Source organism: Lancefieldella parvula (assembly GCF_963530955.1).
In the GTDB taxonomy this organism is placed as follows: Bacteria; Actinomycetota; Coriobacteriia; order Coriobacteriales; family Atopobiaceae; genus Lancefieldella; species Lancefieldella parvula_A.
Genome location: NZ_CAUSFQ010000042.1, coordinates 1 through 10,912 on the forward strand (window position 1 = coordinate 1; position 10,912 = coordinate 10,912).

At 45.2% G+C, this 10,912-nt stretch carries 17 protein-coding genes; all 17 read left to right on the forward strand.

What is annotated here, in order from left to right:
- Nucleotides 1-36 precede the first annotated feature (36 nt).
- The 17 genes from RWJ43_RS03995 (at nucleotide 37) to RWJ43_RS04075 (ending at nucleotide 10,807) form a co-directional block, all read left to right on the forward strand.
- Nucleotides 37-294 carry a hypothetical protein gene (locus tag RWJ43_RS03995; RefSeq protein WP_314008044.1) on the forward strand — a complete coding sequence of 86 codons (258 nt, stop codon included), beginning with the start codon at nucleotides 37-39 and terminating at the stop codon, nucleotides 292-294.
- Nucleotides 284-505, forward strand: coding sequence for a hypothetical protein (locus RWJ43_RS04000; RefSeq protein WP_314008046.1), 222 nt, complete (start codon nucleotides 284-286; stop codon nucleotides 503-505). The genes RWJ43_RS03995 and RWJ43_RS04000 overlap by 11 nt, the downstream gene beginning before the upstream one ends.
- A complete protein-coding gene (locus RWJ43_RS04005) occupies nucleotides 502-714 on the forward strand; it encodes a hypothetical protein (RefSeq protein WP_314008049.1) in 213 nt (70 codons plus the stop codon). Before RWJ43_RS04000 ends, RWJ43_RS04005 begins: the two co-directional genes overlap by 4 nt.
- Nucleotides 701-1,111: a hypothetical protein gene (locus tag RWJ43_RS04010; protein WP_314008052.1), complete on the forward strand. Its 411-nt coding sequence runs from the start codon at nucleotides 701-703 to the stop codon at nucleotides 1,109-1,111. The genes RWJ43_RS04005 and RWJ43_RS04010 overlap by 14 nt, the downstream gene beginning before the upstream one ends.
- A gap of 210 nt (nucleotides 1,112-1,321) precedes the next feature.
- Nucleotides 1,322-1,762, forward strand: a complete 441-nt coding sequence (locus RWJ43_RS04015) for a DUF4406 domain-containing protein (protein WP_314008056.1) — start codon at nucleotides 1,322-1,324, stop codon at nucleotides 1,760-1,762.
- Between the two features lie 157 nt (nucleotides 1,763-1,919).
- On the forward strand, nucleotides 1,920-3,101 hold the full coding sequence (locus tag RWJ43_RS04020) for an Ig-like domain-containing protein (RefSeq protein ID WP_314008058.1): 1,182 nt from the start codon (nucleotides 1,920-1,922) through the stop codon (nucleotides 3,099-3,101).
- Nucleotides 3,101-3,280: a hypothetical protein gene (locus RWJ43_RS04025; protein WP_314008061.1), complete on the forward strand. Its 180-nt coding sequence runs from the start codon at nucleotides 3,101-3,103 to the stop codon at nucleotides 3,278-3,280. Before RWJ43_RS04020 ends, RWJ43_RS04025 begins: the two co-directional genes overlap by 1 nt.
- The gene (locus RWJ43_RS04030; protein ID WP_314008064.1) at nucleotides 3,241-4,455 is read left to right on the forward strand and encodes a tyrosine-type recombinase/integrase; all 1,215 of its coding nucleotides are present in this window, start codon (nucleotides 3,241-3,243) and stop codon (nucleotides 4,453-4,455) included. Before RWJ43_RS04025 ends, RWJ43_RS04030 begins: the two co-directional genes overlap by 40 nt.
- A gap of 166 nt (nucleotides 4,456-4,621) precedes the next feature.
- Nucleotides 4,622-4,927 (forward strand): hypothetical protein, encoded by a 306-nt coding sequence (locus RWJ43_RS04035; protein WP_314008066.1) that lies wholly within the window; start codon nucleotides 4,622-4,624, stop codon nucleotides 4,925-4,927.
- The gene (locus RWJ43_RS04040) at nucleotides 4,914-5,159 is read left to right on the forward strand and encodes a hypothetical protein (protein ID WP_313994043.1); all 246 of its coding nucleotides are present in this window, start codon (nucleotides 4,914-4,916) and stop codon (nucleotides 5,157-5,159) included. The genes RWJ43_RS04035 and RWJ43_RS04040 overlap by 14 nt, the downstream gene beginning before the upstream one ends.
- A 9-nt stretch (nucleotides 5,160-5,168) precedes the next feature.
- A complete protein-coding gene (locus RWJ43_RS04045) occupies nucleotides 5,169-5,591 on the forward strand; it encodes a single-stranded DNA-binding protein (protein ID WP_314008069.1) in 423 nt (140 codons plus the stop codon).
- 451 nt (nucleotides 5,592-6,042) lie between these two features.
- Nucleotides 6,043-6,522 carry a hypothetical protein gene (locus tag RWJ43_RS04050; RefSeq protein ID WP_314008071.1) on the forward strand — a complete coding sequence of 160 codons (480 nt, stop codon included), beginning with the start codon at nucleotides 6,043-6,045 and terminating at the stop codon, nucleotides 6,520-6,522.
- Between the two features lie 358 nt (nucleotides 6,523-6,880).
- The gene (locus RWJ43_RS04055; RefSeq protein WP_012808660.1) at nucleotides 6,881-7,063 is read left to right on the forward strand and encodes a hypothetical protein; all 183 of its coding nucleotides are present in this window, start codon (nucleotides 6,881-6,883) and stop codon (nucleotides 7,061-7,063) included.
- Between the two features lie 131 nt (nucleotides 7,064-7,194).
- A complete protein-coding gene (locus RWJ43_RS04060; protein WP_314008074.1) occupies nucleotides 7,195-7,503 on the forward strand; it encodes an HNH endonuclease in 309 nt (102 codons plus the stop codon).
- Between the two features lie 105 nt (nucleotides 7,504-7,608).
- A complete protein-coding gene (locus RWJ43_RS04065) occupies nucleotides 7,609-7,854 on the forward strand; it encodes a hypothetical protein (protein ID WP_314008078.1) in 246 nt (81 codons plus the stop codon).
- Nucleotides 7,855-7,946: 92 nt separating this feature from the next.
- Nucleotides 7,947-9,344, forward strand: a complete 1,398-nt coding sequence (locus tag RWJ43_RS04070) for an ATP-binding protein (protein ID WP_314008081.1) — start codon at nucleotides 7,947-7,949, stop codon at nucleotides 9,342-9,344.
- A complete protein-coding gene (locus RWJ43_RS04075; protein WP_314008084.1) occupies nucleotides 9,341-10,807 on the forward strand; it encodes a phage portal protein in 1,467 nt (488 codons plus the stop codon). Before RWJ43_RS04070 ends, RWJ43_RS04075 begins: the two co-directional genes overlap by 4 nt.
- Nucleotides 10,808-10,912: the final 105 nt, after the last annotated feature.

The following is a 10,912-nucleotide window of genomic DNA, read 5'->3' on the forward strand; positions in this document are numbered from 1 at the left end:
TTTGCAGCGAGTGCTCAGAAGACCTAGACGAGGGGTATGGATGGGACTTCTGCCCTAACTGTGGCGCAAGGGTGGTGCGAGATGACTAGGTTAGGATACGTCTTAGAGGAACGTAACGGCACTATTCATTTCTTCGAAAGTAAAAATGAATTAGTAGAGTTTGTTGCGAATGAATTAGAGCAGCAAAGTATAGAAATGTACGCAACAGAGACGATAGAAAGGGCTGACGGCTCTCATATTCGTTGGTATTTCTATAGGCAGAGCGACTCAGAGGTGGTGCGTGATGAAGCCTAATACTTGGAACTATCGCATTCCCGTTGTGACAGAGCGCAAGCCAACAGCAGATGAACTGTACTTGCGAGCGTTAAAGGCAAAGCATGAGTGCATTATCGGATATAGGCACGCCGGTTGTTCGTGGACTTATACCCCTTTTCAAGAGTGCATGAAAGAGTTTGACGAAACAGTCGAGCATTACAAGAAGCTGGCGTGGAAGGAAGAGCGATGAAAGAAAGCGAATACGTTGGTGGTACTGACGGTTTCAGAAAGCTTTGGTTCACAAACAAGCCAATCGTTAGATGTCGAGATTGCAGCCACCAGCATTACAATCCGATTTGTGGCTACATCTGCGATAACTTTGGCTTCGTAATCCCAGAGGATAATTTAGACGGCTTCTGCGCATGGGGCGAGAGGAGCGATGATCATGATCGAAATTAAGCCACAACATGAGGTGAAAGCACGCAAGTCGCACCATTGCTCGTGGTGCGACAAGGAGATACGTACAGGCGAGAAATACATAACCTCTACGCTTAAGGTTGACTTCATTTATGAGTGGCGCGAGTGCAGCAGGTGCAAGTCTTACGTAGACGAGATGTTTGATGACAAAGTGTGGGGCGATTACGACCCCGAATACGGTATAGATCAGCAGACATTTTGGGATTTCATGGCTGAAAAGCACTATGACGTATGGTGTGAGTGGCAACATGCGGACGAGAAAGAACGGCAACGAAAGCGGCGAAATGCAGCGATGAACAACCAAGAAAAGGAGACAAAATATGATTCCACATTTAACTCTACCTCAGAGAATCCTTGCGTGGGTTCTCTGGCACATTGAAGCTAGACATGGTTGGGGAGCTGGTTTTGATGCTGATGACCCAGAAGGTCCTGAGTGGCTCTTGGGAACCCATTTTGCCTATGGAGGACCGATGTATACCTACTCACTTTTGCGTGACTACTGGTATATAAAACGCGCAAGAGCTGCAAAGAGAGGGAAGCGAGAGTGAGCAAACAGAAACAGATACAAGCTAAGAATTAAGGAGTAGTAATGGATCCTGTTGAGAAAGCTGTGGACCTCATCAAGCGTTACGCCTTATTGGCATATTTGAGCAATGGTAAATGCCTCGGCTCTGATATTAAGGGCAAACGAGTGTACCTTTCTAGGCCAATCACTAACGTGAAGAATTACAAAGGATTGTTTACGTTTGTTGAAGAGCTTGCCGCACTTGACGATGCTGAGCAGATCTATAACCCCGCTGCGCAGATTCCTGCAAGTTCTAGCTGGGAACAGGCAATGCATCGATGCCTTTCAGAAATTACTAATTACGACACAGTAGTACTGCTGCCTGGTTGGAATGCCTCTCGTGGAGCAAGACTTGAGAGTGATGTTGCACTTGCCTGTGGAATACATGTGGTTAATCTCAGTGAAAACAAGATTACTTATGGCCTTTATAACTCGCTTAAAGAGACCCTTGAAAAACTCTTATAAGCAACCTTACAAACAGAAAGGAGGTCCATATGGGTATTGCAGATATTGCTATTCTAGTTTTCTGTATTCTCGCTGGTATTGCTTTTGCTTTTAGCGATTAAATTTTTATTTATTTTTTAATTCCCCATTTTCAAAACCAAATAGAAAGGCTTTAACCATGAAGAAGGTTCTTCAATGGCTGGCTGTTGCTGTCTTTGCGGTGCTGGTATGCGTGCCAGCTCTCGCACAGGCTCAGACCGTGCCAACCACAATCACCAGCTTTAGAGTCACGGACAAAAACAAGCAGGACTTAACCTCGGCATTCACAAACCAAGACATCTACTTGACGGTTTCTTGGCGAGCACAAGGCGAAGTTCACGAGGGCGATACATTCTCGCTTGCTATCCCCGATATTCTCGACTTCCCAGCAACTAACGCGGCGAGCTTCAACATTTACGCGCCCGATGGTGCTGTCATGGCAACGGCTCAAGTTATGCCAGGACGCGTCGCGATCACTTACACTGCGTGGGTCAACGGCAAAGAAAACGTGCAGGGTACGCTATGGCTTGCGGCTCACGTTAAGGCTGACGCAGCAGCAGGAACAACCACGCTAAGGCTCATTGATGAAGCAACGGGACAGGTAGTAGAAACTAGCTTCGAGACAAAGCACTACGGCATCATTCAGCACGAGGTCATTGCCAAATGGGGCGTCAAAACCGACCACGGCACGGTCGAGTGGTCGGTAAGGCTGAACCACGCAGCGGATATCCTCACTAACGTTGTACTAGAGGATACCGCGCAAGACGGCACACGCATTATTCCTGGCTCGTTCCGCTTGTATCGCGTTCATATGGACGCATACAGCAATATTGACCCTGCTAGTTGGGTGCGTGTCAATGTTCCCGAACCAACCATTAACGGCAATACGTTTACGTGGGACTTGTCGAGCGTTGATTTCCAAGGCAACCAGTACTTCATGTACTACGAAACCGAGGGAACGGAGACAGCCTCGAACACAATCCAGCTAAAGAGCCGCGAAACCACGCAGAGCTCACGTTATCAGTACGTCAATCAAGACAGCGGCGGAAACGGCAATGGTGACAATCGACCACAGCAAACTGAGCCGGAGACACCACCGACTCCAGAGCCTAATCCAGGACCACAGCCACAGCCTACTCCAGAGGAGTCTGAGCCAGAGCCACAGCCTAAGCAGGAGCCGTCTAAGCCAGTGAAGAAGGCAAAGAAGAAGGCTGCACTACCTGCAACGGGTGATACCCAAAACGTTGCAGTTGTTGCTGGTATTGGAGTTATCGCAATTATTGTCGCGATGGTAGCAAGCATGCCACTAAGGAGAGACTAATGAACCCTAAAGAAGCAGAAGACAGAGAGCGCCTCGAGAAAATGACGATGAAAGAGATCAAGGCAGTCGCAAAGGACGAGGGTATCGCTCTTGGATATGACGGCTCAAGAAAAGCGAATGCGATTGGCTCGATTCTTGAGTGGAGACGCTTCAAAGGCTGCTACATGGAGCGTTACTAATGAATCGCACCATAAAAGTCAGGAAAAATTCGAACGGTATTTGGTGCTGTCGACTTTACTTGGGAAGAAACCTCAACGGCAAAATCATTCAGCCTTATGCAAGTTTTCCTGCAGCAAAGACGCAGAAAGAAGCTGAAGAATTAGCCAATATGTGGGCTTCTCACATTACATCTGATGGCAAAGTTAAAAGCACTCAGCTTACTGACTTGCTTCTTGAATATGTGTCGATTAAACGCAGGAATGGCGCGAGCCCCAACACTACAAGGCAGCATGAAGGCTTCATTAGAAACCATATCAATGGAAAGCTTGGCAAAGAGGATGTAAGAAGTATTACATCCTCTTTACTTACCGCATTTGAGCAAGATCTATTGAAGAAAGGATTGTCTCGAAACAGCGTAATTAATCTGCATCAGTTCTTGAGAGGTGCATACAATTATTTTGTTTCTGCTGGGATATGCGACTATAACCCTCTTATTAACGTGGCCAAGCCGTCTAGGGAAGTTCATGAAGCTGTCTCTATTGAAGAATGGGGTTTCGCTGGAATAAGCACCCTTATTAATTCCAGAATCACCACAGCTATTCAAGAGAATGAGTTTAATTCCCGTGTTGTTTGTGCATTTGCTGCATGGCTTTCGTTGGTAACTGGAATGCGTTGCGGTGAGGTCTGCGCTATTAGATACAGTGATGTAAACATGTTATATAAGCATATTCACGTATCTGGTACCGTCATTGAAGAATCTTATAGAAAGCCCTACAGGCGAGAATCAACTAAGGGCAAGAGATCAAGAAACATAGCCATTACCGACTCGGACATTAGTTTCATTAGTGACTACATGAAGCTTCAGAAAGCTCATATTGCCTTTGTAGAGTCTTCCACACCACTAATTAGTCTTGATGGCTCTTATATGCGCCCTACAAGCGTCTCGAGGTCATTTACACGCATGAGACGCACTCTCCAGCTGCCACAAGGCATTACGTTTCACTCACTCAGACATACTCATGCGTCTTGGTGTTTGGCAAGTGGCGTTGACTTAAAGACTCTTTCAGAGCGTCTTGGCCATGCTGACCCAGCAACGACATTGAGAATCTATTCTCATTTGCTTCCTGGACGTGACAGGGGAGCGGCAGAAGCGTTTGGAGACGCTCTTAGAACCATTGAACAAAGAGAACTCTAATCGTTCCATGCCTTAAACACTTGTTGCAATTTGTTGCAATTAGCAATTTTTAAGCAAGTTGAATTCTACAAAAAACGTTCATTCAACTTGAAGTTTCTTTTTACCCCTTAGCGAGTGCTAGATAAGAAGTAATTATCAGACAATTAGAGAAAGGCTAGATATTATCATGGCAATTAGTGAAGTCACAAAGGATCTACGCAGGTTGCTTGATGCTCAAAATATTCCTTGGGAAGACCACTCTGGATTTAGTACTGAACGGACTTGGATTCCTTTAGATGATGGGTCAGTACTTTGTTGCCTGTGCTCGTACTATATAACGCCAAGTGGCATTGAGTATGGTGTCACAAGAGGATTTCCGTTAAAGCTTGAGGTTTCTATTATTCATTCGATAGATGATTATTCGTCTGAAGCGGGAATGCCTAAGACGCCAGAAGAGATTCTGGAGGTGCTTGGTAGACATGGAGCGAAGTAAGTACTGTCAAGAGTTGTGTGACGCTCTAGAGCTTTATGGTAAGACCTGGACTGACAGAAGCAATGCTTGTGTTGAGCACATTTACTTCAAATCTCGTGGTAACTGGGTTTCAGTCTTATATGGTGACGATATTAGGGGCTTTCCACATAAGTTTCTCGTCTGGGAAATGTCTAATTACTCGTATTCACCTCGTGTGATGGACGTTGAAAAAATCATCGATAAGTACTTTTAGGAGTTCAATATGTCAATTAATCACGTTAATATCTCTGGAAACCTTACAAGAGATCCGGAGCTCCGCTCTACAGCAGGAGGAACAAATATCCTTTCGTTTGGTGTAGCCGTTAATGACCGCCGCAAGAATCCGCAAACAGGCAAATGGCAAGATGTTCCCAACTTCATTGACTGTATTGTTTTCGGTCAGCGTGCTGAAGCTCTCTCACGCTATATTTCCAAGGGTGCAAAGGTTTCTATTGATGGAAAACTACACTACAGCTCATGGGAAACAAAGGACGGCCAGCGTCGCAGCAAACTAGAGGTTGTTGTAGAGGAGATTGAGTTCCTTTCAAAGTCCCAAACAACAGCTACCACTGCGCAGGGCCAGCCTTCATTCACGGCACCGAAGGCGCCAGAAGAAGAGTTGTACGATTCGGACATTCCGTTCTAAAGACTAGTTAAATTATTTATTAGTTAGGTAGAGCCTTCGCAAAGGGGTCTTGGAGTCATCTGAGACCCATAAATTAAGAAAACTAGGCTAAAAATTATGTAGATTTTGTTGGTAGCGCTCATTAAATTCCGTTACGCTCGATACGCTCATTATGAGATTTTCGATGTGCTATACTTGCTTCGCTTTTCTATCTAAAAGCGTAACGGTATAGCAGAAAGCAGCTTGCGAATTGCACGCAAAGCAATTTCGCAAAGCGGCGGAGAAAGGCTCGCAAGCGTACCGGTTGCGCACCCTTCTATAAAAAATTAGAGGTTATTCCGCTCAACAATACAATAATGTTTATAAGTTGTAGAAAACTTGTAAACATAATGTTGAAAACTCTCTATCAAGCCAGCTAAATCATATAATTTAAATAACTACTCTAACTAAACGTAGATACGTTTGGAGAATTATGGATTATAGTGGTCTGACTGCGTCAGAGTTCTTTCATGGTGTAGCAGAAGCATCAAGAGAGAATACAAGAGCACTACAACAAATTATGAGCCTTCAAGAGACAGAAGGGGCAAAGGCACAATCATATTCAGCTGGCGGGAGTAAAGGCTCTAATCAAGATACGATGGCAAAAGTAGATAAGCGTATAGATCTAGAAGCATTGCTGTCTAAAAGAATGAATGACAATTACGACTATATCAATGATGCTTATACGCTTCTTTATGGTGTGAGTCAGCTCGGAGACGGTGGCATATGTCAATTAATGAGCAGCTCTATTTATGCGGACTTACTTCAATGGCGTTATCTTCAATGTCTGACTTGGAGTGATGTGTCTGAAAGACTTCTTACTCCTGTGCGAACGCTACAACAGTTAGAACGTGAAGTCTTTGAGACAATTGATGAGGAGAATTACATCGAGAAATTTTTGAAAAATAAATAATATTTTTTGCCTATTATGCTTGCAATATATATAGTATGTACTATAATAATAGATAGCAACAAGGGGAAAGGAGGTAAGTTGTTTGAAGCATTCCTTGTTACTGTCTTAGCAAACGTAATAAGTCATTTTATTATTCAAAGTTTGCAAAGAAAAAGGACTTCTCAAAGGCCAGGTAAGCATTTTAAGAAGTCCTAGACAGTCTCAAAGGGGGTTACGAAAGTAATCCCCTGCGAGGTGTATCTTTAAGTATACGTGGAGGTCAAGATGATTACAATTAGTTTTGCTGGTCTTCTTGTAGCGATTGTTGCTGGTACGATTATCGGTCAGCTAATAATCTCTTTAATTGAAAAGAGACAGCATGGCAGTAAGTAAAGCTCAAAAGAAAGCTACTGCTGCATACATCAAGCGCTCAGTAAAGATTAAACAGCTTAGGTTTTATCCTGGTGAGTATGAGCTTTATGAGTGGGTTAATAAGCAAGAGAAGCAAAATGCTTACATCAAAGAACTCATTCGTAAAGATATGGAGAACTCGAGAAAATAAGCTCTGCATACTCTTGCGCACTCTTGCGCGGTGTTTTGTGATATTATGTACAGTAGCGTTTTACGCAACAAAGGAACTAATAAGCGTTCTGGTTATGAGCCAGGGCGCTTTTTTGTTAGGCGGGTGAGCAAATGAGTTACAACATCAGACGCTCATATGCTAGAGATCAGTTGCGAAAGCAGATGATTGCACGAGAAGATGTGTGTCACATTTGCGGTATGCCAATCGATTACTCGCTTCCCGCTGGTGACCCGATGAGCTTTGAGATGGATGAGGTCGTACCTGTCTCAAGGCTGCCTCTTGAACAAAGACGAGCTGCCGCATGCGACCCGGAGAACGTGAAAGCAGCGCACCGTATATGCAATCAGAAGCGCGGTAATCGAATGATGGACGAGCTTAAGGGTAATGCACTACCTATTGTGAGAACGCGTCTGTGGTAGGGGGGTATACCCTCCCACAGCCCCAAAAAGACGCCCCTTGGCATAGTCAGAATATAGCGAACCCTCAAATTTTCCACAGTGAAGTGAGCCTGAAAGGAGGTCTTAATGGCCAAGAAACTAGTCACTATTTGCAGGGAAGGCAGTCGGTATGACATCTATAAAGCACTGCAGATAACTATGGCAAAGAAGCTAGATGATTGTGAGTCTGGCCGTGATTTTGCAGCCATTGTAAAGACATTCGTCCAGGTAGTTGACGAAGTCGACGTAATGGAAAAAGAGAAGTTACTTGCAGCTAAAAAGCCAAGCCCTGCTAAACGAGCCAGAAAGACATATCTCAAAGAGGTCTCGTGATGCCAAGGCGTAAAAAACGTGTTGGAAATCAAAAACCGACCTTTGAACGCATTGGAAAATATCATCATTCTGATGCAAAAGCTTGCATAAATATGTTTTCTCATTACGGGTTTAAGCTTGATGATGCGCAAAAATATGAGCTTGAACTTTACATGGCTAAAGACGCTAAAGGTATGCCGGCGGCTGAAACTATTGGTGCAGCCAAGCCACGTCAAAATGGCAAATCGTTTGCCGCACGACTCTATGGAATTTGGTGTGCGGCGATTTGTGGAATGGACGTTGTCTATTCAGCTCACAATGCTGATACCGTTGACGAGTTCTTTGATATGATTGTGAACCTTTTTACGGACGACGAGACATATCCAGACTTAGCTGAACTTCTTCTTAAGGCTTACAGGCAGCCTGGAAAGCAGTATTTGCTCTTTGATTGTGGACATTATAAAAGTGGCAAACGCGCAATCGGAAGGCTTAAGTTTTCGACTCGCACGACATCAAAGGCACGAGGAGGTACACGCTCGCTCATCATTATTGATGAGGCGCAGGAGCTTACAGATGCTCAATTGAATGCCATTTTGCCAACAGTCTCTGCATCTAAAGATGGTTCTCCTCAAGTCATTTACATTGGAACTCCGCCAGACCCAACCTGTAGAGGAACGGTATTCAAACGAATGCACGATACAGCTCACTCCGACAGTCCTGGCGAGGCTTGGTGGCTTGAATGGGCCGCAAAATCGGTTCCGAGAGAGGGTGTCAGCGATGAAGAGGCACTTGACCTTGCCTATGAGACTAATCCGGCGCTCGGCTCTCGAATTACGGAAAGAGCGGTACTCAATGAATGGCATCAGATGACAAAAGATGGATTTGCTCGTGAGCGCCTCGGTTGGTGGTCAACGCTCGATACTTCAGTTGAGTATGTCGTCAATGCAAATGACTGGAATGAGTGCATAACAGAAGAGCCTTATGACGATGGTCTTCTTGCTTTTGGAATCAAATATTCGCTCGATGGAAAGAAAGTAGCAATTTCAGCAGCTCTAACTCAGCAAGATAACCCAACAGCTTATGTTGAGCTCGTAGATATCGCAGACGCTTATGGTGCTGGTCAAAACCTCGCTCAATGGATCAAGGAACGTGAGAGTCGCATTGCATGCGTTGTTATTGATGGCCGTTCTGGCGCAACTCAGCTGGCCGAACGCTTGCAGGAACTGCGTTTTCCGAAGCGGGGCATTGTTCTTTGCGATACAAAACAGGCCGTAGCGGCAGCTTCAAGATTTGTTGATGAAGTTGGAGCACACAGCATATGTCACGTCCCCTCTCCAGCACTGGACGAGTCTGTTACAGGCTCGTCCAGGCGTGCAATTGGAAATAACGGTGGCTTTGGATTTGGAGATTCTCCAAAAGCAACGTGTACCGCTGCTGAGTCTGCGGCACTTGCACTTTATGGAGTTAGGACCACTAAAAGAAACCCAGCTAGAAAGCAGGTAGTCTGGTGACAATTGGAATTATTCCTGTTGCAATTGCAACAGCGGCTGGACTGAGAAAAGAAGATAGGCAGACAGTTTTAAATCTCTGTGCAGTTTACTCAAAGACCCTTGCACGTAATCGTTTGCGTGATGGCTACTATCTCATGCATATAAAGCCTCAGCAGCTCGGTATTTCTGTGCCTGACGGCTTAAGAAACTTGGAACAGGCTATTTCATGGCCAGCAAAGGCTGTAGACGCTCTCGCTGACCGTTCTCAGTTCGATGGTTTTACTTGCACGGATGAGGATACTGCCAAGGAATTACAGGCTATTGTTCGTGAAAATGCCCTCAAGCGACGCTATCGTAAGGCCGTTAAAGGTCAACTTAGAAATTCCTGTGCGTTTCTTACTGTTACCGCTGGAAATGTTGATGTGGGAGAGCCTGCGGTTATTATCTCAGCATATTCTGCAGTGTCCGCCGCCGCTCTTTGGGATGAACGTTTACACCGTATCCACGCTGGCATTGTCGTAGTTGATCGTGATAACAGACCAAACCATAGAAATGCTCCAACGTGGATTAATGTCTTTACCGATACCGATATTATCCGTATCCGTAGACCACTCGACTCGACTCGCTGGGTTGCTGAATACATTCCGCATGGAATGGGCCGATGCCTCATGGAGCCTTTGGTCTACGAGGCAACGCTTGACCGTCCATTTGGTAAGTCACGCATCACTCGAGCTGTTATGGATCTGACTGATGATGCAATGCGCTCAAGCGTACGTGCTGAAGTTGCAGCAGAGTTTATGACAGCACCTCAAAAGTATCTTGTTGGTGCTGACCCAGATGCTCTCAACAAGCTCTCAAAATGGGATGCATATATTGGTTCAATCTTTGCGGTCTCAAAAGACGCTGATGGCGATACTCCAACGTTCGGCCAGCTGCAACAGGGTTCAATGCAGCCGCATATTGACTATATGCGCTCGCTTGCAGCTCGTTTTTCCGCTGAGACCAATGTTCCAATCTCAGAGCTCGGAATTGTATCTGATAACCCAAGTTCAGCAGAAGCAATCTACGCCGCAAAAGAGCCTTTGGTCGTTGATGCTCAAAACCTTAATGCCGATAACGGTGAAGCTCTTCGAGATATTGCTCTTATGGCGTTGGCAGTTAAGAGAAACATATCATTTGCTGAGGTGCTTACAACAGAGCCTAATATCACGGCTAAATGGCGCAATCCCGCAATGCCGTCAATTGTTTCCCAGGCTGATTCCATGCTCAAGATTGCTCAGGCTGTTCCATGGATTGTCAATTCTGAGATTCTTCTTGAGGAACTGGGCTTTACGGATGACCAAGTTCAAAGGCTTGAAAGTGACAGGGAAAGAGCGTCAGCACAAGAGCTTCTTAGGGCACGCTTTGCGGCTAAGGCTACAAAGACCCCGGCTGATAATCAAGACTTGCTGGACGGTGTAATTGATGAGGGTAAACAAGGATAGACTTACTCGATACAGAAAAGAGCTTGATTCAGCCGCAGACGATGCGGCTGAATTTATGTCTGACTATTATGATGCGCTCAGAACTGCTAATCCTAACTCTTCAGT

Bases quoted from the DNA above. Each gene is read 5' to 3' on its own strand.
- RWJ43_RS04015 (WP_314008056.1), top strand. From the start codon at position 1,322: ATGGATCCTGTTGAGAAAGCTGTGGACCTCATCAAGCGTTACGCCTTA.
- RWJ43_RS04035 (WP_314008066.1), top strand. From the start codon at position 4,622: ATGGCAATTAGTGAAGTCACAAAGGATCTACGCAGGTTGCTTGATGCT.
- RWJ43_RS04005 (WP_314008049.1), top strand. From the start codon at position 502: ATGAAAGAAAGCGAATACGTTGGTGGTACTGACGGTTTCAGAAAGCTT.
- RWJ43_RS04020 (WP_314008058.1), top strand. From the start codon at position 1,920: ATGAAGAAGGTTCTTCAATGGCTGGCTGTTGCTGTCTTTGCGGTGCTG.
- RWJ43_RS04000 (WP_314008046.1), top strand. From the start codon at position 284: ATGAAGCCTAATACTTGGAACTATCGCATTCCCGTTGTGACAGAGCGC.
- RWJ43_RS04055 (WP_012808660.1), top strand. From the start codon at position 6,881: ATGGCAGTAAGTAAAGCTCAAAAGAAAGCTACTGCTGCATACATCAAG.
- RWJ43_RS04065 (WP_314008078.1), top strand. From the start codon at position 7,609: ATGGCCAAGAAACTAGTCACTATTTGCAGGGAAGGCAGTCGGTATGAC.
- RWJ43_RS03995 (WP_314008044.1), top strand. From the start codon at position 37: ATGGATGGGACTTCTGCCCTAACTGTGGCGCAAGGGTGGTGCGAGATG.
- RWJ43_RS04070 (WP_314008081.1), top strand. From the start codon at position 7,947: ATGTTTTCTCATTACGGGTTTAAGCTTGATGATGCGCAAAAATATGAG.
- RWJ43_RS04045 (WP_314008069.1), top strand. From the start codon at position 5,169: ATGTCAATTAATCACGTTAATATCTCTGGAAACCTTACAAGAGATCCG.
- RWJ43_RS04060 (WP_314008074.1), top strand. From the start codon at position 7,195: ATGAGTTACAACATCAGACGCTCATATGCTAGAGATCAGTTGCGAAAG.
- RWJ43_RS04050 (WP_314008071.1), top strand. From the start codon at position 6,043: ATGGATTATAGTGGTCTGACTGCGTCAGAGTTCTTTCATGGTGTAGCA.
- RWJ43_RS04040 (WP_313994043.1), top strand. From the start codon at position 4,914: ATGGAGCGAAGTAAGTACTGTCAAGAGTTGTGTGACGCTCTAGAGCTT.
- RWJ43_RS04010 (WP_314008052.1), top strand. From the start codon at position 701: ATGATCGAAATTAAGCCACAACATGAGGTGAAAGCACGCAAGTCGCAC.
- RWJ43_RS04025 (WP_314008061.1), top strand. From the start codon at position 3,101: ATGAACCCTAAAGAAGCAGAAGACAGAGAGCGCCTCGAGAAAATGACG.